At 64.2% G+C, this 25,069-nt stretch carries 26 protein-coding genes; 14 read left to right on the forward strand and 12 right to left on the reverse strand.

Annotated elements, in window-relative coordinates; all coding sequences use genetic code 11:
• Positions 1 to 8: 8 nt before the first annotated feature.
• The 8 genes from NOF55_RS18140 to fabD form a co-directional block, all read right to left on the reverse strand.
• Positions 9 to 779, reverse strand: a complete 771-nt coding sequence (locus NOF55_RS18140) for an aminoglycoside adenylyltransferase family protein (RefSeq protein ID WP_306412671.1) — start codon at positions 777 to 779, stop codon at positions 9 to 11.
• A gap of 25 nt (positions 780 to 804) precedes the next feature.
• On the reverse strand, positions 805 to 1,467 hold the full coding sequence (gmk, locus tag NOF55_RS18145) for a guanylate kinase (protein WP_370868998.1): 663 nt from the start codon (positions 1,465 to 1,467) through the stop codon (positions 805 to 807).
• 3 nt (positions 1,468 to 1,470) lie between these two features.
• On the reverse strand, positions 1,471 to 2,358 hold the full coding sequence (locus NOF55_RS18150; protein WP_306412528.1) for a YicC/YloC family endoribonuclease: 888 nt from the start codon (positions 2,356 to 2,358) through the stop codon (positions 1,471 to 1,473).
• A gap of 70 nt (positions 2,359 to 2,428) precedes the next feature.
• Positions 2,429 to 3,613 (reverse strand): endolytic transglycosylase MltG, encoded by a 1,185-nt coding sequence (mltG, locus tag NOF55_RS18155; RefSeq protein WP_306412529.1) that lies wholly within the window; start codon positions 3,611 to 3,613, stop codon positions 2,429 to 2,431.
• 243 nt (positions 3,614 to 3,856) lie between these two features.
• Positions 3,857 to 5,119 (reverse strand): beta-ketoacyl-ACP synthase II, encoded by a 1,263-nt coding sequence (fabF, locus tag NOF55_RS18160; protein ID WP_306412530.1) that lies wholly within the window; start codon positions 5,117 to 5,119, stop codon positions 3,857 to 3,859.
• A 206-nt stretch (positions 5,120 to 5,325) separates the two neighbouring features.
• Positions 5,326 to 5,562 (reverse strand): acyl carrier protein, encoded by a 237-nt coding sequence (locus NOF55_RS18165; RefSeq protein ID WP_003502080.1) that lies wholly within the window; start codon positions 5,560 to 5,562, stop codon positions 5,326 to 5,328.
• 285 nt (positions 5,563 to 5,847) lie between these two features.
• Complete coding sequence (gene fabG, locus NOF55_RS18170; protein WP_306412531.1) at positions 5,848 to 6,585, reverse strand: 3-oxoacyl-[acyl-carrier-protein] reductase; 738 nt, start codon at positions 6,583 to 6,585, stop codon at positions 5,848 to 5,850.
• 29 nt (positions 6,586 to 6,614) lie between these two features.
• On the reverse strand, positions 6,615 to 7,559 hold the full coding sequence (fabD, locus tag NOF55_RS18175) for an ACP S-malonyltransferase (protein ID WP_306412532.1): 945 nt from the start codon (positions 7,557 to 7,559) through the stop codon (positions 6,615 to 6,617).
• Between the two features lie 209 nt (positions 7,560 to 7,768).
• On the opposite strand from fabD, the gene NOF55_RS18180 reads away from it, so the two are divergent.
• The 8 genes from NOF55_RS18180 (at position 7,769) to NOF55_RS18215 (ending at position 15,323) form a co-directional block, all read left to right on the forward strand.
• Entirely contained in the window at positions 7,769 to 8,812 is a 1,044-nt protein-coding gene (locus tag NOF55_RS18180) for an aldo/keto reductase (RefSeq protein WP_306412533.1), read from the forward strand.
• Positions 8,813 to 9,013: 201 nt separating this feature from the next.
• Positions 9,014 to 10,150: an acyltransferase family protein gene (locus tag NOF55_RS18185; RefSeq protein WP_306412534.1), complete on the forward strand. Its 1,137-nt coding sequence runs from the start codon at positions 9,014 to 9,016 to the stop codon at positions 10,148 to 10,150.
• Positions 10,151 to 10,464: 314 nt separating this feature from the next.
• Entirely contained in the window at positions 10,465 to 10,896 is a 432-nt protein-coding gene (rpsF, locus tag NOF55_RS18190) for a 30S ribosomal protein S6 (protein ID WP_306412535.1), read from the forward strand.
• Between the two features lie 25 nt (positions 10,897 to 10,921).
• Complete coding sequence (rpsR, locus tag NOF55_RS18195) at positions 10,922 to 11,170, forward strand: 30S ribosomal protein S18 (RefSeq protein WP_306412536.1); 249 nt, start codon at positions 10,922 to 10,924, stop codon at positions 11,168 to 11,170.
• Positions 11,171 to 11,459: 289 nt separating this feature from the next.
• Positions 11,460 to 12,425 carry a DUF2232 domain-containing protein gene (locus NOF55_RS18200; RefSeq protein ID WP_306412537.1) on the forward strand — a complete coding sequence of 322 codons (966 nt, stop codon included), beginning with the start codon at positions 11,460 to 11,462 and terminating at the stop codon, positions 12,423 to 12,425.
• 28 nt (positions 12,426 to 12,453) lie between these two features.
• Complete coding sequence (rplI, locus tag NOF55_RS18205; RefSeq protein ID WP_306412538.1) at positions 12,454 to 13,035, forward strand: 50S ribosomal protein L9; 582 nt, start codon at positions 12,454 to 12,456, stop codon at positions 13,033 to 13,035.
• A 262-nt stretch (positions 13,036 to 13,297) separates the two neighbouring features.
• Positions 13,298 to 14,794, forward strand: a complete 1,497-nt coding sequence (locus tag NOF55_RS18210; RefSeq protein WP_306412539.1) for a replicative DNA helicase — start codon at positions 13,298 to 13,300, stop codon at positions 14,792 to 14,794.
• Between the two features lie 31 nt (positions 14,795 to 14,825).
• Positions 14,826 to 15,323 carry a 2-thiouracil desulfurase family protein gene (locus NOF55_RS18215; RefSeq protein ID WP_306412540.1) on the forward strand — a complete coding sequence of 166 codons (498 nt, stop codon included), beginning with the start codon at positions 14,826 to 14,828 and terminating at the stop codon, positions 15,321 to 15,323.
• A gap of 23 nt (positions 15,324 to 15,346) precedes the next feature.
• On the opposite strand, the gene NOF55_RS18220 is transcribed toward NOF55_RS18215, so the two are convergent.
• A complete protein-coding gene (locus NOF55_RS18220; RefSeq protein ID WP_306412541.1) occupies positions 15,347 to 15,748 on the reverse strand; it encodes a rhodanese-like domain-containing protein in 402 nt (133 codons plus the stop codon).
• A gap of 66 nt (positions 15,749 to 15,814) precedes the next feature.
• Between NOF55_RS18220 and ftrA the strand changes: the two genes are divergently transcribed.
• Both ftrA and NOF55_RS18230 read left to right on the forward strand, forming a co-directional pair.
• Positions 15,815 to 16,819: a transcriptional regulator FtrA gene (ftrA, locus tag NOF55_RS18225; protein WP_370868999.1), complete on the forward strand. Its 1,005-nt coding sequence runs from the start codon at positions 15,815 to 15,817 to the stop codon at positions 16,817 to 16,819.
• A gap of 94 nt (positions 16,820 to 16,913) precedes the next feature.
• Positions 16,914 to 17,963, forward strand: coding sequence for a type I restriction endonuclease (locus NOF55_RS18230; protein ID WP_306412543.1), 1,050 nt, complete (start codon positions 16,914 to 16,916; stop codon positions 17,961 to 17,963).
• A 52-nt stretch (positions 17,964 to 18,015) separates the two neighbouring features.
• Here the strand turns inward: NOF55_RS18230 and NOF55_RS18235 are convergent, their stop codons facing one another.
• The 3 genes from NOF55_RS18235 to NOF55_RS18245 all read right to left on the reverse strand — a co-directional run bounded on the left by NOF55_RS18235 (position 18,016) and on the right by NOF55_RS18245 (position 19,973).
• Positions 18,016 to 18,318 carry an AzlD family protein gene (locus NOF55_RS18235; protein WP_306412544.1) on the reverse strand — a complete coding sequence of 101 codons (303 nt, stop codon included), beginning with the start codon at positions 18,316 to 18,318 and terminating at the stop codon, positions 18,016 to 18,018.
• Positions 18,315 to 19,028 (reverse strand): AzlC family ABC transporter permease, encoded by a 714-nt coding sequence (locus NOF55_RS18240; protein WP_306412545.1) that lies wholly within the window; start codon positions 19,026 to 19,028, stop codon positions 18,315 to 18,317. The genes NOF55_RS18235 and NOF55_RS18240 overlap by 4 nt, the downstream gene beginning before the upstream one ends.
• A gap of 90 nt (positions 19,029 to 19,118) precedes the next feature.
• Entirely contained in the window at positions 19,119 to 19,973 is an 855-nt protein-coding gene (locus tag NOF55_RS18245; RefSeq protein ID WP_306412673.1) for an AraC family transcriptional regulator, read from the reverse strand.
• Between the two features lie 86 nt (positions 19,974 to 20,059).
• Between NOF55_RS18245 and alr the strand changes: the two genes are divergently transcribed.
• The 4 genes from alr (at position 20,060) to purF (ending at position 25,053) form a co-directional block, all read left to right on the forward strand.
• Positions 20,060 to 21,238 carry an alanine racemase gene (gene alr, locus NOF55_RS18250; protein WP_306412546.1) on the forward strand — a complete coding sequence of 393 codons (1,179 nt, stop codon included), beginning with the start codon at positions 20,060 to 20,062 and terminating at the stop codon, positions 21,236 to 21,238.
• A gap of 81 nt (positions 21,239 to 21,319) precedes the next feature.
• Entirely contained in the window at positions 21,320 to 22,723 is a 1,404-nt protein-coding gene (gene radA / locus NOF55_RS18255; protein ID WP_306412547.1) for a DNA repair protein RadA, read from the forward strand.
• 91 nt (positions 22,724 to 22,814) lie between these two features.
• Positions 22,815 to 23,399, forward strand: coding sequence for a CvpA family protein (locus NOF55_RS18260; RefSeq protein WP_306412548.1), 585 nt, complete (start codon positions 22,815 to 22,817; stop codon positions 23,397 to 23,399).
• A gap of 163 nt (positions 23,400 to 23,562) precedes the next feature.
• A complete protein-coding gene (gene purF / locus NOF55_RS18265) occupies positions 23,563 to 25,053 on the forward strand; it encodes an amidophosphoribosyltransferase (RefSeq protein ID WP_306412549.1) in 1,491 nt (496 codons plus the stop codon).
• The last annotated feature ends 16 nt before the right edge of the window (positions 25,054 to 25,069 follow it).

Here is a 25,069-nt window from a genome sequence, read left to right on the forward strand (position 1 = left end):
CGCCGAACTTATAAAAGGTCCTTCACACGCCGGCGCAGTTCCTCTGCTACGTGTAAAACCACCTGGCGGCGCTTCCGCCAGTCGTCGCCCGCCAGCCCCAGATAGGCGGCGCGGGCATCGGCCATGACCGTCGCAGCTTCGGCGGGCAAACGCGCTTCCGCCCATTCCGCCGCGATATCCTTGGGAACGAATGTTCCCGTTTCCAGGGTTCGCCACATGCGCGCAAGGGTCAACAGGACATTCCGCTCGTCGCCCTCCAGCGTTGCCAGCAGAGCGGGAAGTGCATCGCCGATGGCCCGGCGTATATCCGCTTCGGGGATGACCGGAAGGGTTTCACCGACATCGGGTCCCAGCAGAGACCGGGCTTTCTGACGGGCCTGCGCCAGTATCAGGGTGAATTCCGGGTCTGTTTCGGGCGCCGGCACCTCCACCGCCTCATAAGCTTCCCGGCGCCACTCTCCGTATAGGAATTCACTCCGCGCCGGATAAGAAACGGGAAAGAGATCGGCACGACGGAAAACGAGCATTTCCAGAGGACGCATGCCGGCATCCTTTCCCGGACGGCCCGAAACCGTCATCAAGGCGCCGAGCAAGCGGTCACGCTCGTCAGGGGTTGCCGAACGGCCGATGATCGCCAAAACGTCCACATCGCTGTCCGGACGCAGGCCACCAGCGACAGCGGAGCCGTGAAGATAGACGCCAAGCAGCGAATCCGTGAAAACCCGTCGAAGGATCTCCAGCGCCCGCTCCGCCTCGACGGGTATTCCCGATTGCTCCATGCTCTCCACCCCGGGCGTCGCCCCCTCACAACTCCGGCTCTTCCTCCAGCAGGTGCCGCACGAAATCGAACAGGCCGTGGCGGCGGTCGCGGCGCAGGCGCTCGGCCTTCACGACGGAATGGACGGCGTCGAAGGCCGTGTCGAGGTCCTCGTTGACGATGACGTAGTCGTATTCGCGCCAGTGGCCGATTTCCGAACGGGAATTGATGAGACGGGTGCGGATCACCTCTTCCGTGTCCTCGGCACGGCGGTGCAGGCGCGATTGCAGCTCGGTCATGGTCGGCGGCAGCACGAAGATCGAGACGACGTCGGCGGCCATCTTCTCCTGAAGCTGATGAGCGCCCTGCCAGTCGATATCGAACAGCATATCGCGGCCCGCGGCCATAGCGACCTCGACGGGCTCGCGCGGCGTGCCGTAGAAATTGCCGTGAACCTCGGCCCACTCCAGAAGGGCGTCGCTGTCGCGCAGGCGTTCGAACTCGCGCACCGAGATGAAGTGATAGTGGCGGCCGGCGATCTCGCTCGGGCGGCGCTGCCGCGTCGTGACGCTGACGGACATGCCGAGCGACGGATCGGCCTCCATCAGGGCGCGGGAAATCGTCGACTTGCCCGCGCCGGAGGGCGAGGAAATGACCAGCATGAGACCGCGGCGGGCGATCTCGGTCGTCTTCTTGGCCGGCATATTCATCGGTTACTCCAGATTCTGAACCTGTTCCCGGAACTGGTCGATCACGACCTTCAACTCGATTCCGGCCGACGTGACGGCGACCGCATTCGACTTCGAACAGATCGTATTCGATTCCCGGTTAAATTCCTGTGCAAGAAAATCGAGCTTGCGCCCGACGGGGCCGCCGGCGGCCAGCAATTCGCGCGCGGCGGCGCAATGGGCCCTGAGCCGGTCCAGTTCCTCGCGGATGTCGGCGCGCGTGGCCAGCAGGGCCGCCTCGGCATGCAGTCGTTCCTGGTCGAGCGCGGAATTGGCTTCCATGAGCTGGGCGACCTGACCCGCGATCCGCCTGACGATCTCCGCCGGCTGGCGCGACGGATCAGCCTCGATACGGTCGGCAAGAGCGGCGATCTGGTCGAGCTGGCCGGCGAGTACCGTTGCGAGCGCGGTCCCTTCCCGCTCGCGCATTCCGTTCAGCCCGTCGAGAGCGGCCTGAAACGCGTCGAGCATGGCGGCGTCGCGGTCCGCCAGCATCTCCGGCTCGTCCTCGGCCTCACGGAAGTCGATGAGGCCGCGAATGCCGAGCAGGCTGTCGAACCGCAGTGGCGCCGGGTCGACGCTGGCGCCGAGCTCGGCCTTCAGCGCCAGAACGGCATCGAGCGCATCGCGATTGACGACCGCCTCGATGCGGTTCTCGGCGACACCGACCGTCAGTCCGGCCTGAACGTTGCCGCGGGCGAGCGCCGCACCGGCAAGACGGCGAAGCCCGGCTTCCAGACGTTCGAGGCCCGGCGGCAGGCGAAGGCGCAGGTCGAGGCCCTTGCCGTTGACCGCCCGCAGTTCCCAGGCGAAACGGTAGCGGCCGCTCTCCCCCTCGCTGCGCGCAAATCCGGTCATCGAACGCAAGGCCATTGCTATCCCTCCATGAAAAGACCGGGGCGATGGCCGGCCACCGCCCCGGTACGACCGATTCCGCTATGTTTTACGGCGAGGTCGCCGGAGCCGTGGCGGCAGGCGGCGTGTTGCCGGCGGCCTGCTCTGCCTGGATCCTGCGCCAGCGGCGGACATTGGCGTTGTGTTCCTCGAGCGTCTCGGCGAAGGCATGGCCGCCGGTGCCGTCGGCAACGAAGTAAAGATCCTTCGTCTTCCACGGCAGGGCGGTCGCTTCCAGGGCATCGCGCCCGGGATTGGCGATCGGGCCCGGCGGCAGGGCGGAAATCCTGTAGGTGTTGTAGGGCGTCTCCCGGTCGAGGTCCGACTGATAGATCGGACGGTCGGACGGACGGCCCTCGCCGCCGAAAATGCCGTAAAGCACGGTCGGGTCCGATTGCAGGCGCATGCCCCGGGCCAGACGGTTATAGAAGACCGAGGCGACATGGGCACGCTCGTCGGCCTTGCCCGTCTCCTTCTCGACGATGGAGGCGAGAACGACCAGTTCCTCCTTGGACTTCAGCGGCAGTTCGGGATCGCGGCGCTCCCATATCTGGTCCACGATCCGCGCCTGCTGCGCCAGCATCTGGCTGACGATCTCCTCGCGCCGCGTGCCGCGGGAAAACTTGTACGTATCCGGGCGAAGCGAGCCCTCCGCCGGCGTTTCCGCCGGCAGGTTGCCTTCGAGTATCGGATCGTCCGCAAGGCGGCGGAAAATCTGCGCGACGGTCAGGCCTTCGGGAAAGGTGATCGAATAGAGGATGGAGCGGCCCGATTCCAGAAGGTCCACGACCTCCTGCATCGAGGCGCCGGCCTTCACCTCGTATTCGCCCGCCTTCAGGGTGCGGTTGCCGAGATAGATTTTCGACATGTACTGGAAGATGCGGGCATCCGTGATGACGCCGTTGCGCTCCAGATTGGCGGCGATCTCCGTCGTGCCGGAACCGGCCCGGACGATGACATGGGTATTGACCGCCAGCGGACCCGGCTCGCGGAAGGCATTGTTGACATAGACGAACAGGCCGACGGCCACCGCCGCGCCCAGCACGATCATCGTCATGACGAAATTCAGGAAAATGACGAACTGGCTGCGGGCCTTGCGCGAACGCCGGGGCGGTTCGGGCACGCGCTCGGGACGAAGCGCCTCCTTGGGCGACTTCGGAATGATCGGTCCCTTGGGCGCGTTCTGCGCCTCCCGGAACGGCTCGTCATTGTTCAGGTCGTTTGTTTCGTTCACCGGCGAATCTTTTCTTTTAGGCACGCTCCACGGATGATGGAGTAATGCGGCGAAAACTAGTCGAGGACGAAACCGTCATCCCGAAGAAGACCGCTTCGGAACGGTTTGCACGGCAGACCCCGCGGGGCCGGATTCCCGGCCGGCCGGTCGAATGGCGGCCCGATCCGGCTACAACGTCGGCCGTCCTGCGGAACGGCCGGGCATGCGGAAGCCGGGACGGGAAAACCCGCCGGCTTCCTGCTGTCAGCCTTCGTAACGCCTCAGGACCACCGAAGCGTTGGTGCCGCCGAAGCCGAAGGAATTCGACACGGCGATGTTGACCTCGCGCTTGCGCGCGACATGCGGCACGAGGTCGATCCTTGTCTCGACATCGGGATTGTCGAGATTGAGCGTCGGCGGCACGACATTGTCGCGGATCGCCAGCGTCGCGAAAATCGCCTCCACCGCACCGGCTGCGCCCAGCAGATGGCCGATCGCCGACTTGGTGGACGACATGGACACGCCCGGAGCCGCATCGCCGACCAGGCGCTCGACAGCGCCCAGCTCGATCGTGTCGGCCATCGTGGAGGTGCCATGCGCGTTGACGTAATCGATATCGGCCGGCGTGATGCCGGCGCGCTTCAGCGCCATGCTCATGCAGCGATAGGCGCCCTCGCCGTCCTCGCTGGGCGCGGTGATGTGATACGCGTCGCCCGAGAGGCCGTAGCCGACGACCTCGGCATAGATCTTCGCGCCACGGGCCTTCGCATGTTCCAGCTCCTCGAGAACGACGATGCCGGCGCCCTCGCCCATGACGAAACCGTCGCGGTCGCGGTCATAGGGGCGCGAAGCCTTTTGCGGATCGTCGTTATGCCGCGTGGACAAGGCCTTGCAGGCGGCGAAGCCCGCCAGCGCGATGCGGCACACCGGGCTTTCGGCCCCGCCGGCCACCATGACGTCGGCATCGCCGAACGCGATCAGGCGGCTGGCATCGCCGATGGCGTGCGCGCCCGTCGAGCAGGCGGTGACGACCGAATGGTTCGGGCCGCGCAGCTTGTGGCGAATGGAAACGTGGCCGGACACGAGGTTGATCAGGCGTCCGGGAATGAAAAACGGCGAAATGCGCCGGGGGCCCTTGTCGCGCAGCGTGTAGCCCGCCTCGACAATGCCCTCGAGGCCGCCGATGCCGGAACCGATCAGCACGCCCGTGGCGACCTGGTCCTCGTCCGTCTTCGGGTGCCAGCCGGCGTCGTCCAGCGCCATGTCGGCGGCGGCCATGCCGTAAAGGATGAAGGGATCGACCTTGCGCTGTTCCTTGGGGTCCATCCACTGGTCGGCATTGAACGTGCCGTCCGTGCCGTCGCCGACGGGAATGCGACAGGCGATCTTCGCCGGCAGATCATCCACTTCGAACTCGGTGACGAGACGGGCCGCATTGACCCCCGCCAGCAAACGGGACCAGGTGATCTCAGCGCCGGTTCCCAGGGGGGACACCATGCCGATACCGGTGATAACGACACGTCTCATCGTCCGCGACCTCCCGACAGTATTCCTGCTTTATTCTTGCTTTGCCCTGCGGCGCGCACCGCGCGAAACAGTTTCCACTCATGTCCGGAAAACACCCTGCCGGGCGTTCCTGCGGACCGTATTTTACGGATTGGAGCATTTTTCGAGGAACACGGCGAAGCGGGAGCCGCCCGCCGGTTCGCACTCGAAAACAAGCCTGAAAGGGATCAGGCCTGGGCTTTTTCGATAAACTTCACGGCGTCACCGACCGTGAGGATCGAGTCCGCGGCATCGTCCGGGATTTCAACGCCGAACTCTTCTTCGAAGGCCATGACCAGTTCGACGGTGTCGAGCGAGTCTGCGCCCAGGTCGTCGATGAAGCTTGCGCCCTCAACGACCTTGTCGGCGTCTACACCAAGATGGTCAATAACAATTTTCTTAACGCGTTCTGCGATATCGCTCATGTCGGTTTCCTCGACCGTTGACTTCATTCCCCGGATGACAGTCGCACCCGGAACCTGGTTGAACCGAGAAAAGAACAGTCGTCCTTTTCGCAGGTACTCCCCGTTCAACCCTGTTTCAAGAACAGGGCCAGCATCGGGGCGTACCCTCCCTCTTCATCAGGGGCGACTGATCTCAGTCTTGGCCCGCTTAACACGGTTTAAGCGCGCCGCAAAGCCTGAAAATCGCCCTGAACACAGGCGGAAGGCGGTTGGACACAGGTGTCGACCGCCCAGCCGCACCTCATATCAGATCATCGCCATGCCGCCGTTGACGTGCAGGGTCTGGCCCGTCACGTAGCTCGCCTCCTGCGAGGCGAGGTAGAGAACCGCGGAGGCGATCTCGGCGCCGGTTCCCATCCGCTTCATGGGGATGGAACCGAGGATGCCTTCCTTCTGCTTTTCGTTCAGCTTGCCGGTCATCGCCGATTCGATGAAGCCGGGGGCAATGCAGTTGACGGTGACGTTGCGGCTGGCGATTTCCTGCGCCAGCGACTTGGAAAAGCCGATCATGCCGGCCTTGGAGGCGCAGTAGTTGGCCTGGCCCGGATTGCCGGTGACGCCGACGACGGAGGTGATGTTGACGATGCGGCCGTAGCGGCGCTTCATCATGCCTTGCGTCAGTTCGCGCGTCAGGCGGAACACGGCCGTCAGGTTCACTTCCAGAACCGCGTCCCAGTCCTCGTCGCTCATGCGCACGAACAGGCCGTCCTTCGTGATGCCCGCATTGTTGACGAGAATGTCGACGCCGCCGAGTTCGGCTTCGGCCGTCTGGCCGAGCGCCTTCACTTCGCCGCGGTCCGACAGGTTCGCCGGGAAGATCGTCGCGCGCTCGCCGAGTTCGGCAGCCAGCGCCTCAAGCTTTTCCCTGCGCGTGCCGTGCAGGCCGACGGTCGCGCCGCGGGCATGAAGCGTGCGGGCGATTTCCTCGCCGATGCCGCCGGTTGCGCCCGTCACCAGGGCCTTGCGGCCGGTCAAATCGAACATGTGTGGAATCCTTCCTTGTAAACCCGAGATCAGCCGGCAAGAGCGGCAATCGTTGTGTCGATATCGGCGGGGGCGTTCACGGCGACGCCGGAAACCCGCTTGTCGATCCGTCTGGCAAGGCCGGTCAGCACCTTGCCGGTGCCGATTTCATAAAGTGTCGTCACGCCGTTTTCGCCGAACCATTCCACCGTCTCGCGCCAGCGCACGCGGCCCGTCACCTGCTCGACCAGCAGGGAAAGGATCGTCTCGGCGTCGCTCACCGGCGCGGCGCGGACATTGGCGACCAGCGGCACGGCCGGATCCTTGGCCGGGACCCCGGCAAGCGCTTCGGCCATCGCCTCGGCGGCCGGTCCCATCAGGGCCGAATGGAACGGCGCGGAAACCGGCAGCATCAGGGCGCGCCTCGCGCCCTTCTCCGAGGCCAGCGCCGCTGCCTTCTCGATGGCAGCCTTGCCGCCGGAAATGACGAGCTGGCCGCCGCCGTTGTCATTGGCAATCTGGGCGACGCCGAGGACGGAGGCTTCCGCGCAGATGGCCTCGACCGCATCGGCCTCCAGGCCGATGATCGCGGCCATCGCCCCCTCGCCGACCGGAACGGCGGCCTGCATGGCGTTGCCGCGAATGCGCAGCAGGCGGGCGGTATCGGCCAGGGAAAAGGTGCCGGCGGCACAGAGGGCGGAATATTCGCCGAGCGAGTGGCCGGCGACGAAGGCGACCTTGGCCTTGAGGTCGAGGCCGCGCGCCTCGAGCACACGGATCGTCGCGATGGATACGGCCATCAGCGCGGGCTGGGCATTGGCGGTCAGGGTCAGTCTGTCCTCCGGGCCGTTCCACATCGTATCGGAAAGCTTTTCGCCGAGGGCCTCGTCGACTTCCGCGAACACGGCGCGGGCCTCCACAAAGGTTTCGGCCAGCTCACGTCCCATGCCGACAGCCTGGCTGCCCTGGCCGGGAAATGTAAATGCAACGCTCATCGAGGTTCGTCCCTTCCCTTTGATTTTTCCTTTCCATTCACATTCTGGAGGTGCAAGTCAATAGAAAGGCCCGCGACAAGATCTACAAGCCCGCGAAAGAGGCATTTTCCGCTGCCGGGCGAAATTGGTGCAGATATCCTTGCACAAACGCGATTCCGCATTAAATTTGCGGCACCGCAAAATATCCGCATTCCCGGAGCCATTTTCCCATGAAGCACAATCCGCTCGGCCGCACCGGCCTTTCCGTGTCCGAAATCTGCCTCGGCACCATGACCTGGGGCAGCCAGAACAGCGAGGCGGAAGCCTTCGGGCAGATGGACTATGCCGTCGCCAACGGCGTGAACTTCTTCGATACCGCCGAGCTTTACCCGACGACGCCGGCTTCGCCGGAAACCTACGGCGATACGGAAACGATCATCGGCAACTGGTTCGGCAAGAGCGGCAAACGCGGCGAGGTCATTCTGGCGAGCAAGGTCGCCGGTCCGGGCCGCGCCTATATCCGCGGCGGCCGCCCGCTCGACCCCGCGAGCATCCGCGAGGCGCTCGATGCCAGCCTGAAGCGCCTGCGCACGGACTATATCGACCTCTACCAGATCCACTGGCCGAACCGTCCGCACTACCATTTCCGCAATGCCTGGAGCTTCGATGCCTACCAGCAGGACAAGGAGAGCGCCAGGCTCGATATCGAGATCACCCTGACCACGCTCGGCGAGGCGGTGAAGGTGGGCAAGATCCGCCATATCGGCCTTTCCAACGAAACCGCCTGGGGCACGCTGCAATATATACGGCTGGCCGAGGAGAAGGGCCTGCCGCGCGTCGCCTCGATCCAGAACGAATACAATCTTCTCTACCGGACATTCGACCTCGATCTTGCCGAAGTGGCTCGGCACGAGGATGTCGGCCTCCTGCCCTATTCGCCGCTCGCCGCCGGCCTCCTGACCGGCAAGTATCTCGGCGGCGCAAAGCCCGCCGGCTCGCGCGGCGCCATCAACGGCGACCTCGGCGGACGCCTGCAACCGCTTCAGGAACCGGCGGTCGAAGCCTATTCCGACCTGGCCCGGCAGCACGGCCTCGACCTCGCACAACTCTCCCTCGCCTTCGTGCTCTCGCGCCCCTTCAACACCTCCACCATCATCGGCGCGACATCGATGGAGCAGTTGAAGACCAACATCGCCGCCGCCGACGTCGCCCTGTCGCCCGAGATTTTCGAAGGCATCGCCAAAATCCACCGCGAATACCCGATGACGATCTGACCCGGCATCGACCGATGGCATTTCCGTTTCCCTCGAGAAACGGAAATGCTGCGAGTCCCGAGGCTTGCATGGGTTTGCCGCAAGCAAGACGCACACATCGGCAAAAGAGGGATAATACGCTTGCGTTTTCGTGTGTTGCATCCATGAGCGCATCATAATAGTGTTGCATGAACTGCGAGCGGCTTGGATGAGTCCGACTATATGAATTCAAATCAGATCCTGATAGAAAAAGACGTTTCAGAGCGAATAAAGATCGCGCGCGTCATCTGTATTCTTGCTGTAATATATGTTCATATTCCACCCAATACGAACATAATGACGAACAACATCTTCAGCTTCGAGTTTTTCATTCAGGAAATCAGATATTTTATTGGACGCACCAGTGTTCCGCTTCTGAGTATCGTATCAGGCTATCTGATGGTCACGTTGCTCGCGAGAAAGAACTGGACGCAGCAGATGCGCGGCAAATTCAAGACACTCATATTGCCGCTCGTCTTGTGGAGTCTGATCAAATTTGTTCTAACGGTTGCGAATTCCGGACTTCCTCAGGATGCTGACGCTCTCTACTATCTCAACAGTTTTCTGGCGCTGACCCGTTATCCTGCATCGTCGCAGCTCTACTTTTTGCGCGACATCTTTGTCTGTGGGCTGTTTTTTCCCGTCATTCTGTTCATGCTGAGAGCCAATGTCTGGATAACGCTGCTCATCCTCACTTCAAACAGTATCGCGAATTTTGACAGCGTACTGTTCATAAACAGCCAGATTCCCCTGTTCTTCGCGGCAGGCTGTGCATTTGCCCTGCCCCAGACTCCGCTGTCGATCCGCGCGATCGACAACAATATGGGCACGCTTTTTCCCATCGCGTTTCTCGCGCTTTTCCCCCTGCTGATCGCCTTTGCCATCGTCGACCCCGGCTGGTGGCGAAGCCAGAACGGCAGCCTCATGCTCAATTTCCTGGTTCTCGTGTCGCGCATTGGCGGTTCGCTTTGCTTCTGGTATCTTTCCCTCGTGATCTACCGGAAAGCCCTGGCGCCCTATGTACTCCGCTACGAGCCGGTCATCTTTTTCGTTTTCTGCTCCCACCTTGTCCTGATGGGGCTGGTCTGGGAAGTCCTGCGCCAGCTCGGAAGCGAGATTGGCGACCCCGTTTATATGATTTTCTTCATTACCGCACCGCTGACGTCGCTCGCCACCGGCATTGTTTCGGTCTACGTTCTCAGGAAGATCAGTCCCAAATTGCTGGAACTGCTCATGGGCGGACGCATTCCGGACGACAAGCAGATGCGCAGGATGCTCGGCAATCCTCTCCTTGCGGACAGCCCCGCCCGAAATATGTAAGGGACGCCGGCAATCGCAAGGAAAGCCTTGCCTTTCGGCCAGAAATCCGTATAAGCGCGCTGTTCGCAACGCCCGGTCTTCCGGCTGGTGGCTGAACGGAGGGCCGGTTTTTCTTTTCTCGGAAAGAGGAACCGCAGGACCACAAGGGTCCGGCCTCCCGTGTCTCCGCTCTCGACCGTCTCGGACAAAACGCTTTTCTTGCCCGGCCCTTGCGGCCCTCAAGAGCAGTCGTTGAGGCTTGGCGCCGCAATCGGGCCGTTACGAACAGATGCCGGACATCCGGCGTTTCCAGAAGCAAGAAAGGCACAGCTGTAATGGCTCTCTACGAACACGTATTCCTGGCGCGGCAGGACATGTCCGCCCAGCAGGTCGATGCGCTCATCGAGCAGTACAAGGGCGTCGTCGAATCCTTCGGCGGCAAGGTCGGCCGCATCGAGAACTGGGGCCTGAAGTCCCTCACCTACCGCATCAAGAAGAACCGCAAGGCTCACTACGCCCTGCTCGACCTCGACGCTCCGGCAGCCGCCATCCAGGAACTCGAGCGCCAGCAGCGCATCAACGAAGACATCCTGCGCTACCTGACGGTTTCCGTCGAAGCGCACGAGGAAGGCCAGTCCGCCATGCTCCAGAAGCGTGACCGCGACGACCGCCCGCGCCGCGATGGCGACCGCCCCGACCGTGGCCCCCGCGAAGATCGCGGCCCGCGTGAAGACCGCCCGCGCCGTCCGCGCGAAGACCGCGCCTGAGCCCTGACAAGAGGAGTTTAAGACAATGGCTGAAGTTTCCTCCGCACCGGTTCGCCGCCCGTTCCACCGCCGCCGCAAGACCTGCCCCTTCTCCGGCGCGAACGCTCCGAAGATCGACTACAAGGACGTCCGTCTGTTGCAGCGCTACATTTCCGAGCGCGGCAAGATCGTTCCGTCCCGCATCACGGCCGTTTCCCAGAAGAAGCAGCGCGAACTGGCGAGAGCCATCAAGCGCGCCCGCTTCCTCGGCCTGCTGCCCTACGTCGTCGCCTGATTCGAATGCCGGGCGCCGTCTTCGGGCGGCCTTGAAGTTCGACCGCATTCTTTCGTCATGCCCGGGCTTGATCCCGGGCATCCATCCGCACCCGCTGCTTGGACTCTCGGGTCAGGCCTGAGGGTGACGGAGAAGAGAGTTTGCCAATACATTGAACGGTCGCCTTTGCAGGCGACCTTCCTTCCCTTCCGCGTCGGGCGCGGATCGGAACAGCCAGAAAACCCATGTTGGGGCACCGCGCGGATCGCCGGACCATGCCTCTAACTGCCGAAGACGCAGGACAGCGAACGTGAACGGACTTGACAAGACAGTGCTACTGACCGGCTTGCTCGCCGGCGTCGTCGCCGCCCTTCTGGGGTTCGGCGCGGGCGCGCGCTCGTCGCTGTCCTTCGTCCTTTATGCCGCCTCCGCCCTGCCCGTCCTGATTGCCGGCCTCGGCTGGGGCGTGCGCGCGGCCATCGTCGCCGTCGTTTCCGCGGCGGTCGCCGGCAGCCTCCTGGTCTCGCCGATGTTCGCGCTGACGATGGCGATGTTCACCACCGTGCCCGCGGCCTGGATCAGCCATCTCGCCAATCTGGCGCGGCCCGCATCGGAAGTCGGCGGTCCCGACGACCGGATCGCCTGGTATCCCCTGCCGGACATCCTGCTGCACCTGTGCGGCCTTGTCAGCGCCGCCGTGATCATTCTCGGCATCATGATCGGCTTCGGGCCGGAATTCGTGAACAGGCTCGTCGAGGCGATGATCACGTCCTTCGCCGAGCAGCCGAACGGTGTGGCCTTCGACGCGGAGGTCGTGGCCAGCACGCAGAAATCGATGCTGGTGCTGTTGCCGATGATGCAGGCCGGCATGTGGCTGATCATGCTGTTCGCCGCCTATTATTTCGCCACCCGCATCGTTTCCCGCTCCGGCCAGGGCGTGCGCCCGCGCGAGGACATGCCCTCGTCGCTGCGCATGCACCGCAACGCCGTCTTCATCATGCTGGCCGGCGTGGGCCTGACCTTCTTCGGCGGCGTGCCCGCCATGCTCGGCGCGACGGTCGCCGGGGCCTTCGGCGCCGGTTTCCTGCTCGCCGGTTTCGCATCGCTGCACTATCGCACCCGCGGCAAGGATTTCCGCACACCGCTGCTGGTGCTCGCCTACCTGTCGTCGGTCATGGTGCTGCCGGCCTTCATCATTCTCGCGATCGGCCTTGCCGATACGCGGCGCGCCTTTGCCCTGACACCCGCCGGGGCCGAAAATACCAACGAATCCTGAGACATCCGAACAACGAAAGGACAATCCCGTGGAAGTCATTCTCCTCGAACGCATCGCCAAGCTCGGCCAGATGGGCGAAACCGTGAAGGTTCGCGACGGCTACGCCCGCAACTACCTGCTGCCGCTCGGCAAGGCGCTGCGCGCCAACGAAGGCAACAAGAAGCGCTTCGAAGCCGACCGCGCCGTTCTCGAAGCCCGTAACCTCGAGCGCAAGTCGGAAGCCCAGACGGTTGCCGAGAAGCTCGACGGCAAGTCGTTCATCGTCGTCCGCGCCGCCGGCGAAACCGGCCAGATGTACGGTTCGGTCGCCGCCCGCGACGTCGCCGAGATCCTCGCTGCCGAAGGCTTCACCATCGCCCGCAACCAGGTCGAGCTGAACCAGCCGATCAAGACCATCGGCATCCACCAGGTGACGATCCACCTGCATGCCGAAGTCGAAATCACCGTCGAGCTGAACGTCGCCCGTTCGGCCGAGGAAGCCGAGCGCCAGCTGAAGGGCGAGGACCTCACCTCCGCCGAAGCCATCTACGGCGTCGACGAAGACGCCCTGAAGCCGGAAAACTTCTTCGACCCGGACGCCCAGGACGAGGACGAAGAGGAAGAAGCCTGAGAAAGGCTCCCTTAGCCATCAGCTCTTCCGTCGTGCCCGGGCTTGACCCGAGGGTGACAAAAGAGGGTGGTCGCCACATATGCAAAACGCCCGGTCCGCCGGGCGTTTTCTTTTTGGTAGAATGGAAAGTCAGGCGATTCGCCGTCAACAGGCAGGAGATTTATTTTTCCGCTGCCTGTGAATCGCTGTGGAATGGTGCGCCGGCCAATAGGTCGGCGCCGCCACAGGGGTTAGTATCCGGCGATCATAACGGGACGGGATCATGAACGACGCGGCACGCAAACTCACCGACCCCGCCAAGGGCGAGGCATTCCAGCGCGAGGCACCGAACAATATCGAGGCCGAACAGGCGCTTCTCGGCGCCATGCTGGTCAACAACGACGCCTTCTACCGCGTTTCCGACTTCCTGAAGCCGGTCCATTTCTACGAGCCGCTGCACCGGAAGATCTTCGAGGTGGCAGGCGACATCATCCGCATGGGCAAGATCGCCAACACGATCACGCTCAAGACCTTCCTGCCGGCCGACCAGAAGGTGGGCGACCTCACCGTCGCGCAATATCTGGCGCGGCTCGCCGCGCAGGCAGTCACCATCATCAATGCCGAGGATTTCGGCCGGGCGATCTACGATCTGGCGCTGCGCCGGGCGCTGATCACCATCGGCGAGGACATGGTGAACATCGCCTACGACGCGCCGCTCGACATGCCGCCGCAGACGCAGATCGAGGATACCGAGCGACGCCTGTTCGAGCTTGCCGAAACCGGCCGTTATGACGGCGGCTTCCAGTCGTTCAACGATGCGGTGGCGCTGGCCATCGACATGGCCGGCGCGGCCTTCGAGCGCGACGGCCACCTTTCCGGCATTTCCACCGGCATCCAGTCGCTCGACGGCAAGATGGGCGGGTTGCAGCGCTCGGACCTTATCATCCTCGCCGGGCGCCCCGGCATGGGCAAGACCTCGCTCGCCACCAACATTGCCTACAACATCGCCGCCTCCTACGAGCCGGAATACCTGCCCGACGGTTCGGTGAAGGCGAAGAACGGCGGCGTCGTCGGCTTCTACTCGCTGGAAATGTCGTCCGAACAGCTCGCCACCCGTATCATCTCCGAACAGACGGAAGTCTCCTCCTCGAAGATCCGTCGCGGCGACATCACCGAGGCCGATTTCGAAAAACTCGTCGCCTGCTCGCAGATGATGCAGAAGGTGCCGCTGTTCATCGACCAGACCGGCGGCATTTCCATCGCCCAGCTCGCCGCCCGCGCCCGTCGCCTCAAGCGCCAGCGCGGCCTCGACGTTCTGGTGGTCGACTACGTGCAGCTCATGACCGGCTCCAAGAAGGCCGGCGACAACCGCGTGCAGGAAGTGACCGAAATCACCACCGGCCTCAAGGCGCTCGGCAAGGAACTGAACGTGCCGATCGTCGCGCTGTCCCAGCTCTCGCGTCAGGTGGAAAGCCGCGAAGACAAGCGCCCGCAGCTCTCCGACCTGCGCGAATCGGGTTCGATCGAGCAGGACGCCGACGTCGTGCTCTTCGTGTTCCGCGAGGAATATTACGTGAAGAACGCCGAGCCGCGCGATCCCGACGATCCGAAATATGCCGAATGGGAAGCGCAGATGGACAAGGTGAAGGGCACGGCGGACGTGATCATCGCCAAGCAGCGCCACGGACCGACCGGCACGGTGAAGCTGGCCTTCCAGGCGGAGTTCACCCGCTTCGCCGACCTCGCCGATCCCTCGTTCACGCAATACGAGGAGCATTGAGGCAGGGGGGCTTTCCCCTGCCGGAGACACCATGACGACCACGGACAAGATACTGGTCAGCGCCTGCCTCATGGGGCGGCCCGTGCGCTACAACGGTGCGGCCAAGCCTCTGGCCCATCCCGCGCTCGAGCGCTGGCAGGCGGAAGGCCGGGTCGTTTCCATCTGTCCGGAAGTGATGGCCGGCTTCAGCATTCCGCGCCCGCCCGCCGAAATCGCCGGAAGCGGGAGCGGTGCCGCGGTTCTGGACGGCGCGGCCAATGTCGTCGACGCGACGGGAGCCGACGTCACCCGCCGGTTCGTCGACGGGGCGCGGATCGCGCTCGATCTCGCCCGCGCGCACGGCTGCCGCTTCGCCCTGCTCATCGACGGCAGTCCGTCCTGTGGCAGCGGCTTCATCTATGACGGCTCCTTTTCCGGTCAAAAACATCCCGGCGCCGGCGTCACCGCCGCCCTTCTCAGGGAAAACGGCGTCGAAGTGTTCTCCGACCGGGAGATCGGGGCGCTGGAGACGCGGCTGGGGGAGACCTGACGCAAGGCCGGCCCGTCGCGCCCTTACGGTTCATCGCCTGTCCTGAGTTCGAAGCCCTCGTCCAGCCAGCCGGTGACGCCGCCGGCCATGATCTTCACCGGACGGCCGAGTTCGGCCAGTCGCAGCGCCCCACTTGCCGCACCGTTGCAATGCGGGCCGGCGCAATAGGTAACGAACAGGGTATCCTCCGGCCATTCCGACATGCGATTGCGGGTGATCTTGCCGTGCGGCAGGCTGATGGCACCCGCAACGTGCCCCTTCGCGTAAAGGGCGGGCCCGCGCACGTCGAGCAGCACGAAATCCGCCCCACGCGCGAGGGAATCGTGGACGTCCCAGCAATCGGTCTCGAAGGCGAACTGGGCGGCGAAATGCGCGCGGGCGACGTGACTTTCGGCGGCGGGAATGGCGGTGACGGCGGTGGGCATGGAACGGTCTCCTTTTGCGGTTGGCCGGATCATCGCCGCACCGCCAGCGCTTGCCAATTGGCGCGATTGACAATAACCGTAAACATCATGACAAAACCCACCGGCCCCCTCGTCGTCGCCCTCGTCTATGACGGGCTCTGCACCTTCGAATTCGGCATCGCGACCGAAGTCTTCGCGCTGCCACGCCCGGAAATGGGAACGGGCTGGTATCGCTTCGCCAGTGCGGCCATCGATGACGGCCCGCTGCGGGCGGCGGGCGGCCTCACCATCCGCGCCGATGGCGGGCCGGACCTGCTGGACGAGGCCGACATCGTCGTCGTTCCGGGCTGGAGGAGCGTCGACGCGCCCGTACCGGAAGCGCTCACCGACAGGCTGCGGGCCGCCCACAGCCGCGGGGCGCGGCTCGTTTCGCTGTGTTCCGGCGCCTTCGTGCTGGCGGCGACCGGGCTTCTGGAAAACGCGACGGCGACCACCCACTGGCGCTATGCGGACGCGCTGCGCGCCCGCCATCCCGGCCTGACGGTCGACGAGGCCTCCCTCTATCGCGGCCATGACGGCATCTTCACCGCGGCAGGAAGTGCGGCCGGCATCGACCTGCTGATCGAGATCGTGCGGCTGGATTTCGGCGCCGCCGCCGCCAATTCGGTGGCGCGACGGCTGGTCATGCCCGCGCATCGCGCCGGCGGGCAGGCCCAGTTTCTGGAACGTCCCGTCGCCTTGCGCGAGGGCGCGGAGATCGCGCCGCTGCTCGACACGATCCGCGCGGACCTCGCCCGCAACTGGACCATCGCCGCGATGGCCCGGCTGGCACGCATGAGCGACCGCACCTTCCTGCGCCGGTTCAGCGAGGCGACGGGCACCACGCCCGGCGAATGGCTGGCGGAGGAGCGCGTTTCGACGGCAAAGCGGCTGCTGTGCCAGGGCGCGGCATCGATGGACTCCATCGCCGCCACCACCGGCTTCGGCTCGGCCCACACGCTGCGCCACCATTTCCGCCGCCGACTGGGCATCAGCCCAAGCGCATTCCGGGCGCGCTTCATGGACGAGGAAACTCAACGACCGATGATATAGGTCGGCTAAAGTCCACCATATTTACGGTTGCATTACCGATAGTTTCCTCTTACGCCTTAAAATACAATTTATGGCCGCACCGGAACACAACCCTATGAGCACATTGGAAGAAAGCCTCCGTATCCTTTCGGACCGGGTCAAATCGCATTCGAGCACAATGGCAACCGAAGAAGCCGTGAAGACCGCCGTCGTCTTGCCCTTTTTACGCGCGCTGGGTTACGACGTGTTCGACCCGCATGAGGTGATCCCCGAATTTACAGCGGATGCGGTCGGCAAGAAAGGCGAGAAGGTCGATTACGCAATAAAGATCGAGGGCGATATTCGCATCCTCATCGAATGCAAGCCAATTTCCACCGTGCTTGAAAAGCGGCATCTGAATCAATTGTTCCGCTACTTCACGGTTACAAAAGCCAAGTTCGCCATACTCACGAACGGGCGTACATTCAATTTCTACACAGACCTCGAAGAGCCGAACAAACTCGATACCCGTCCCTTCCTGATCTTCGACATTTCCGACATTCAGCCGGCAACCGTCTCGGAACTCAGGAAGTTTGAAAAATCGGCATTCAACGTCGACGCCATACTGGCAACGGCCGAAAGACTTAAATACACATCCGGCATCAAGCAGGTCATCGCACAGCTCATCGAGGAGCCAACTGAAGATTTTGTCAGGATTGTTTCTTCGGACGTCTACGAAGGACGGTTAACTGCGCAGGTCAAAGAAATGCTGACCGGCGTTGTGAAAGTCGCCTTCCGCGACGTAATCATGGATACCGTGAAAAACCGGTTGACCAGTGCCTTGGCAGAAACCCAGGACGTGGTGGACAAGATCGAAGAGCCCGTCATAGAAGAGACGGACATCGTGACCACTCCCGAAGAGACAGAGGGCTTCATGATCGTAAGGGCCATCGTACGTGATACGATTGCCGCGAAGCGTGTCGTCATGCGCGATGCGAAGTCCTATTGCGCCGTGCTTGTGGACAATAACAATCGCAAGCCACTTGCTCGCCTCCACTTCAATCGATCGGTAAAATACATCGGTCTTTTCGACGGCGATGCGGAAGAGCGGATGATCATCGACACCCTCGACCAGATCTACGATTATTCCGACCGGTTGCGCTCCGCCGCCGCAAAGTATGTTTAGCAGGGCTTTTCCCGAAGAGCTGTAAGATTGATGAAACCGGCTTCGCAATAGCTTATAAGCCGACAGCCCTCAGCGCCGCCACGCACACCACGCCCGCGGCCGTCGCCGCCAGAAGCGGCAGGCGAAGTGCGGCGAGTGCGGTGACGGCGCAGGCCAGCGTTTCGGCCGCCCCGGTCATCAGCGCGGTGGGCGCGACGACGGCCATCAGCACGGCGGGCGGAATGGCTTCCAGCGCCTGCCGGGCCCGGGCCGAAAGCTTCACATGCCGGATCAGGACGAGGCCGCTGACGCGGGTGAGCACGGTGGCCACCGCCATAGCGAGGATGGCGAGAAGTGTCGAAAATTCCAGCGTCACGACGCTTCCTCCTTCTTCGCGCCCGAAACCGCTGCAACGGCGAGGCCCGCCAGCGCGCCGGCGGCGATATACCAGGCGCCGTCCGCCATCGATTTCACAGAAATGGCGGCGATGGCGCTGGCGAACAGCACGGCGCCGGTGCGCCTGCCTTGCCAGAAATTCATGATGAGCACGATGAACACGGCCGGAAAGGCGAAATCCAGCCCGATCAGCGCCGGATCGCCCAGAAACGCGCCGCCGATGGCCCCGGCCAGCGAGGACACCACCCAGGCCAGATAGAAGGGCGCGACGATGCCGGCGAACCACGCCGGCGTCAGCCGCGCGTCGCGCGCCTTCATCTCCGCCATCGCCCAGAGCTCGTCGGCGAGAAACAGCATGGCGGCATATTTCTGCTGCGTGGAAAAGGCCTGCATCTTCTGGCCGATGGAGGCGGAGAGCAGCACATGGCGCACATTGACCAGCAGGGCCGCGAAGCCGAGGCCCGTCCAGCTCGCCGGATGCGTCCAGATATCCATCGCCACGAATTGCGAGCCGCCGGCGAAGACCAGCGCGCTCATCAGCGTCGCCTCCAGCGCCGAAAGGCCCTTGGTGGCGGACACCGCGCCGAACACCAGCCCGACCGGCACCACGGCGGCGATCAGCGGCAGGATGGCGCGCATGCCCGCAACGAAATCCTCCGCGCCCCGCACCGCGCTTTCATTCACCGTCATTTCCAGCTCCGCACATCGAAACCGGCGCCCGCTGCGCCGTGAGAGGCGGGGTTTAGAGCATGGAGCGGGGGCCGTCTTGAAGGAAAGTGATCATGCCGCGCGGAACCGGCCGGGCGTGGTGCCGATGCGCGCCTTGAAATGGCGGGTGAAATGCGCCTGATCGGCGAAACCGCAGGCGAGCGCCACATCGGTGGGGCTGTCGCCCCGCCGCAGCATGCCGCAGGCGGCACGGATGCGCAGATGCGTCTGGAAGGCGTGCGGCGTGATGAAATATTCGCGGCGGAAGGCGCGGATGAGATGGGCGCGGCTGAGGCCGGCGACCGTCGCCAGTTCCTCCAGCCCCACCTCGTCGGCATAACGCTCCGCCAGATAGTCGCGCGCCCGGCGCACGGCGCTGCGCTCCGGCGTGTCGACCGGCGGGGCCGACCATTCACCGTGGCGGCGGAAGATCGCGGCCAGCACGGTGAACATGCTTTCCTCCGCTTCCAGCGTCGTGCCGTACTCCAAAGCCCTGTGCGCGGCGAAGAAAGCCCGCGAAAGGCCGGCATCGGAAAGGTGCTGGTCGGGAAACGAGGGAAGCCCGTTGAAGGCACGTCCCGTCATGTCCTCGATGATGTCGCGGTAAAGCCGCGCGTCGGGATAGATCATGCGATAGCGATAACCGCCCTCGGCCGATGCGCCGTCATGCATGACGCCGGGGTTGATCAGGTAGAGATCGCCCGGCTGCGAATAGGCGCGGCAACCCTTGATGCTGCAAACCTGGCTCCCGACCTCGATCGCGCCGATGGAAAACGTGTCGTGGGAATGGGGCGCATATTCATGGGTGAAGAAGGTCGCGCTCAGGCATTCCATGCCGCCGAATCGCTCGTCGCGCCAGAAGCGGCTCTCCTCCTGCCCTTCCAGCGGCATTTCTTCCAGTGCCTGCCATTGCGATACGCTGTGCATGGCGGAAAAGATAAAACAGATTTCACGCACGGTCTTGAACAAAAGTGATAGGCTCGGTGCATCTCCCACCTGTCCCGGTCCCTGCCATGCCCGATATCGACGATTTTTCCCCCGACGACGATTTTCCGCTCGCCTCGGCCTTCGAGCATGCGCCGTTGCGGCTGACGGTCGATCTCGGCGCGATGGCCGACAACTGGCGCGACATGGCGAAGCGCTCGGGCAAGGCCCGCGCCGCCGCCGTGGTCAAGGCCGATGCCTACGGTCTCGGCATCGAGGATGCCGGCCAGACCTTCTATCGCGCCGGCGCCCGCGACTTCTTCGTCGCCACCGTTGCCGAAGGCGTGACGCTCCGCCCCTATGCGCCGCAAGCGCGCATTTTCGTCCTTTCCGGCGTCTGGCCCGGGCAGGAGGCGGATATTCTCGGCTCCGACCTCGTGCCGGTTCTCGCCTCGGAAGAGCAGCTTTCGCACTGGACGGCGGTGGCGGCGCAGGCCGGCGACCACCCGTGCGCGCTTCAGGTCGACACCGGCTTCAACCGGCTGGGCCTGACGGCGGAAGACGCGCTGTCGCTGGCCGGCGATCCGTGCCGTCCGGCCAGCTTCTCCCCCGTGCTCGTGCTGTCGCACCTGGCCTGCGGCGACACGCCGTCCTCCACGATGAACACGGTCCAGCGCGAATCGTTTCAACAGGTTGCGGCCGCCTATGAAGGTATCGATTCATCGCTGTCCGCATCGGCCGGCATCTTCCTCGGGCCGGACTACCACTTCGACCTCACCCGCCCCGGCATCGCCCTTTACGGCGGCGAGGCGGTGAACGGGATGGCGAACCCGATGCGTCCCGTCGCGACCGCCGAGGCCCGGATCGTGATGATCCGCGAGGCCGGCGAAGGCCAGACGGTGAGCTATGGCGGCACATACCGGCTGCAACGCGCAAGCCGGCTCGCCATCGCCGCAGTGGGCTATGCCGACGGCTACCAGCGCTCGCTGTCGGGGTCCGGCATCCCCTTGCGCGAGATGGGCTATGGCGGCGCCTACGGCTTCGTCAACGGCTATCAGGTCCCCGTCGCCGGGCGGGTGACGATGGACATGACCATCTTCGACGTGACCGACGTTCCGGCGAATGCCGTCCGGGCCGGCGACTATATCGAGCTGTTCGGCCCCAACGTGCCGCTGGACGAGGTGGCGCGCGCCGCCGGCACCATCGGCTATGAAATCCTCACCTCGACGGGCCTGCGCTACGAGCGGCTGGCGCTGGAGGCGGAATAGACGCCGAAACTTTCCACGGCATAGCTTGATTCTCGTTTTGTTCTCATCTATGTGCGAATGGGAAACGAAAGAGCGAGACGCATGGCCAAGACCCGCACCCAATTCATCTGCCAGAACTGCGGCGCGGTGCATAACCGCTGGATGGGCAAGTGCGAGGGCTGCGGCGAGTGGAACACCATCGTCGAGGAAGACCCGACCGGCGGGATCGGCGGCGGCCCGGGCCGTGTGCCGAAGAAGGGCCGGCCCGTGGCGCTCACCTCGCTTTCCGGCGAGATCGAGGAAGCGCCGCGCATCGAGACCGGCATTTCCGAACTGGACCGGGCGACCGGCGGCGGTTTCGTGCGCGGCTCGGCGGTGCTGATCGGCGGCGATCCGGGCATCGGCAAGTCCACCCTTCTGATGCAGGCCGCAGCGGCGCTTTCCCGGCGCGGCCACCGGATCATCTACGTTTCGGGCGAAGAGGCCGTGGCGCAGGTCAGGCTGCGCGCCCAGAGGCTCGGCGCCGCCGACACCGCGGTGCAGCTTGCCGCCGAAACCCATGTCGAGGACATTCTGGCGACCATCGCCGAGGACAAGCGGCCCGATCTCGTCATCATCGATTCCATCCAGACGCTGTGGAGCGACATGGCCGAATCGGCGCCGGGAACGGTGACGCAGGTGCGCGCCGGCGTGCAGGCGCTGATCCGTTTCGCCAAGCAGACCGGCACGGCGATGGTGCTGGTCGGCCATGTGACCAAGGACGGGCAGATCGCCGGGCCGCGCGTCGTCGAGCACATGGTCGACGCCGTGCTCTATTTCGAGGGCGACCGGGGCCACCATTACCGCATCCTGCGCACGGTGAAGAACCGCTTCGGGCCAACCGACGAGATCGGCGTGTTCGAGATGGGCGGCTCGGGCCTGCGCGAGGTCAACAATCCCTCGGCGCTGTTCCTCTCCGAACGCAACGAAAAATCGCCGGGGGCGGCCGTCTTCGCCGGGATCGAGGGCACGCGCCCCGTGCTGGTCGAGGTGCAGGCGCTGGTCGCACCCACCTCGCTCGGCACGCCGCGCCGCGCCGTGGTCGGCTGGGACAGTTCGCGGCTGGCCATGATCCTCGCCGTGCTGGAGGCCCATTGCGGCGTGCGCCTCGGGCAACACGACGTCTATCTCAACATCGCCGGCGGATACCGCATTTCCGAACCGGCGGCGGACCTTGCGGTCGCGTCAGCGCTGGTTTCCTCGCTCGCCGGTCTTGCCCTACCCGCCGATTGCGTCTATTTCGGCGAAATCAGCCTGTCCGGCGCCGTGCGGCCCGTCGCCCACAGCGCCCAGAGGCTCAAGGAGGCCGACAAGCTCGGCTTCTCCGCGGCCGTGCTGCCCGAGGCTTCCGCCGACAGACCGAAGGGTCTGCCGACCCGGCTGAGGGAAATCGGCAGCCTGCCGGACCTTGTCGCGATGATTGCGGGATCGAAAAACCGTTTAAGCGCGGCAGAAGACGAGAGTTGATCCTTTCCCCCGGCGAAACGCTGGTGTAAGAGGATCGCGAATTGCCGCCGACGGCAGCCGGAACCGCCGCGAGTCACGGAGTTGCGATAATATGCCCATTACGATTTTCGACGGTATCGTCCTCGCTGTCGTGCTCTTCTCCGCCATTCTGGCGATGGTGCGCGGCTTCTCGCGCGAAGTCCTGTCGATCGCAAGCTGGGTCGGATCGGTCGCGGCGGCCTGGTATCTGCATCCGCTGGTCCAGCCCTTCGTGTCGCAATATACGAGCGACGCCAAGATCGCGCTTGCCGGCTCCATCGGCATCGTGTTCCTGATCGCGCTGATCGTCATCTCCTTCATCACCTCCCGGATCGCCGATTTCATCATCGACAGCCGTATCGGCGCGCTGGACCGCACGCTGGGCTTCCTGTTCGGCGTGGCGCGCGGCGTGCTGCTCCTGGTCGTGGCCGTCGCCTTCTGGAACTGGCTCGTCGGCGCCGACCAGAGCCCGGAATGGATCCAGGAGGCGAAGGCGAAACCCTTCCTCGATACGCTGGTCGCCCGCCTCGAGGCCGTGCTGCCCACCGACATCGAGCCCTGGGTGAGCGAACGCATGCACGGCAGCGCCGTGGAAGGCACCGAACCGCAGGGCGCGCCTGCCGACGAGGCGCCCTCCGGCAACGTGCCCCGGCCTTGAAAAGGCCCATGAAACATACGATCTGAGACCCGAGAAGCCCGGAAGCCATTCCGGGCTTCGAGATTTTAACCCGAACCCGGCTGCCTGGAGCAACCCCGGACGAACGTGAAGCCGTTTCCCGCCCGGAACCGCACCGAAACGAAAGCGAACGAAGGCCCCTGCCATGAACCAGTTTTCATCGCTCGATCACGATTTCGATATCGACGGCGACACGCTGCATGAGGAATGCGGCGTCTTCGGCATTCTCGGGCACCCGGATGCGGCGACGCTGACGGCGCTCGGCCTGCACGCCCTCCAGCATCGCGGCCAGGAAGCGGCGGGCATGGTTTCGTTCGACGGCCAGCGCTTCCATTCGGAGCGCCGCATGGGCCTCGTCGGCGACCACTATACCGACCCGGCCACGCTGGCGAAGCTGCCGGGCAACATCGCCATCGGCCACGTGCGCTATTCCACCACCGGGGAAGTGGCGCTGCGCAACGTGCAGCCGCTGTTCGCGGAACTCGAAGTCGGCGGCATCGCGATTGCCCACAACGGCAATTTCACCAACGGCCTGACGCTGCGCCGGCAGCTCATCGCCGGCGGCGCGATCTGTCAGTCGACCTCCGACACCGAGGTCGTCCTGCATCTCATCGCCCGCTCGCGCTACACCTCGACCGCCGACCGCTTCATCGACGCGATCCGGCAGATGGAGGGCGGCTATTCGATGCTGGCCATCACCCGCACCAAGCTGATCGCCGCCCGCGACCCCACGGGCATCCGACCGCTGGTCATGGGCGAGCTGGACGGCAAGCCGATCTTCGCCTCCGAGACCTGCGCGCTCGACATCATCGGCGCGAAATTCGTCCGCGACGTCGAGAACGGCGAGGTCATCATCTGCGAGATCCAGCCGGACGGCTCGATCTCCATCGATGCCCGCAAGCCGGGCAACCAGAAGCCGGAGCGGCTCTGCCTGTTCGAATATGTCTATTTCGCCCGCCCGGATTCGATGGTCGGCGGCCGCAGCGTCTATCTCGCCCGTAAGAACATGGGCATCAACCTCGCCAGGGAAACGCCGGTCGAGGCCGATGTCGTGGTGCCGGTGCCGGACGGCGGCACGCCGGCCGCGCTCGGCTATGCGCAGCAGAGCGGCATTCCCTTCGAATACGGCATCATCCGCAACCATTATGTCGGCCGCACCTTCATCGAGCCGACGCAGCAGATTCGTGCCTTCGGCGTCAAGCTGAAGCACTCGGCCAACCGCGCGGTGATCGAAGGCAAGCGCGTGGTGCTGGTCGACGATTCCATCGTGCGCGGTACGACCTCGCTAAAGATCGTGCAAATGATTCGCGACGCCGGCGCCCGGGAAGTGCATATCCGCGTCGCCAGCCCGATGATCTTCTATCCGGACTTCTACGGCATCGACACGCCCGACGCCCACAAGCTGCTCGCCAACCAGTATTCGACGCTGGAGGCGATGGGCCGCTATATTGGCGCTGATTCGCTGCAATTCCTGTCGATCGACGGCCTTTACCGCGCCGTCGGCGGCGAGGACCGCAACCCCAAGGCGCCGCAGTTCACCGACCACTATTTCACCGGCGACTACCCGACCCGCCTTCTCGACAAGGAGAGCGAGAAGATGGGCTCGAAGCTGTCGCTGCTGGCCTCGAACGGCTGACAACACGATATCCGGG

Origin of the sequence: Ectorhizobium quercum (assembly GCF_026552795.1) — a bacterium.
Classification (GTDB): Bacteria; Pseudomonadota; Alphaproteobacteria; order Rhizobiales; family Rhizobiaceae; genus Ectorhizobium; species Ectorhizobium quercum.

Excerpts from the sequence above, each read along its gene's own strand:
- NOF55_RS18140 (WP_306412671.1), bottom strand. The coding sequence starts at position 779 with ATGGAGCAATCGGGAATACCCGTCGAGGCGGAGCGGGCGCTGGAGATC.
- gmk (WP_370868998.1), bottom strand. The coding sequence starts at position 1,467 with ATGAATATGCCGGCCAAGAAGACGACCGAGATCGCCCGCCGCGGTCTC.
- NOF55_RS18150 (WP_306412528.1), bottom strand. The coding sequence starts at position 2,358 with ATGGCCTTGCGTTCGATGACCGGATTTGCGCGCAGCGAGGGGGAGAGC.
- fabF (WP_306412530.1), bottom strand. The coding sequence starts at position 5,119 with ATGAGACGTGTCGTTATCACCGGTATCGGCATGGTGTCCCCCCTGGGA.
- NOF55_RS18165 (WP_003502080.1), bottom strand. The coding sequence starts at position 5,562 with ATGAGCGATATCGCAGAACGCGTTAAGAAAATTGTTATTGACCATCTT.
- fabG (WP_306412531.1), bottom strand. The coding sequence starts at position 6,585 with ATGTTCGATTTGACCGGCCGCAAGGCCCTGGTGACGGGCGCAACCGGC.
- fabD (WP_306412532.1), bottom strand. The coding sequence starts at position 7,559 with ATGAGCGTTGCATTTACATTTCCCGGCCAGGGCAGCCAGGCTGTCGGC.
- NOF55_RS18180 (WP_306412533.1), top strand. The coding sequence starts at position 7,769 with ATGAAGCACAATCCGCTCGGCCGCACCGGCCTTTCCGTGTCCGAAATC.
- NOF55_RS18185 (WP_306412534.1), top strand. The coding sequence starts at position 9,014 with ATGAATTCAAATCAGATCCTGATAGAAAAAGACGTTTCAGAGCGAATA.
- rpsF (WP_306412535.1), top strand. The coding sequence starts at position 10,465 with ATGGCTCTCTACGAACACGTATTCCTGGCGCGGCAGGACATGTCCGCC.
- rpsR (WP_306412536.1), top strand. The coding sequence starts at position 10,922 with ATGGCTGAAGTTTCCTCCGCACCGGTTCGCCGCCCGTTCCACCGCCGC.
- NOF55_RS18210 (WP_306412539.1), top strand. The coding sequence starts at position 13,298 with ATGAACGACGCGGCACGCAAACTCACCGACCCCGCCAAGGGCGAGGCA.
- NOF55_RS18215 (WP_306412540.1), top strand. The coding sequence starts at position 14,826 with ATGACGACCACGGACAAGATACTGGTCAGCGCCTGCCTCATGGGGCGG.
- NOF55_RS18220 (WP_306412541.1), bottom strand. The coding sequence starts at position 15,748 with ATGCCCACCGCCGTCACCGCCATTCCCGCCGCCGAAAGTCACGTCGCC.
- NOF55_RS18230 (WP_306412543.1), top strand. The coding sequence starts at position 16,914 with ATGAGCACATTGGAAGAAAGCCTCCGTATCCTTTCGGACCGGGTCAAA.
- NOF55_RS18240 (WP_306412545.1), bottom strand. The coding sequence starts at position 19,028 with ATGACGGTGAATGAAAGCGCGGTGCGGGGCGCGGAGGATTTCGTTGCG.
- NOF55_RS18245 (WP_306412673.1), bottom strand. The coding sequence starts at position 19,973 with ATGCACAGCGTATCGCAATGGCAGGCACTGGAAGAAATGCCGCTGGAA.
- alr (WP_306412546.1), top strand. The coding sequence starts at position 20,060 with ATGCCCGATATCGACGATTTTTCCCCCGACGACGATTTTCCGCTCGCC.
- radA (WP_306412547.1), top strand. The coding sequence starts at position 21,320 with ATGGCCAAGACCCGCACCCAATTCATCTGCCAGAACTGCGGCGCGGTG.
- NOF55_RS18260 (WP_306412548.1), top strand. The coding sequence starts at position 22,815 with ATGCCCATTACGATTTTCGACGGTATCGTCCTCGCTGTCGTGCTCTTC.
- purF (WP_306412549.1), top strand. The coding sequence starts at position 23,563 with ATGAACCAGTTTTCATCGCTCGATCACGATTTCGATATCGACGGCGAC.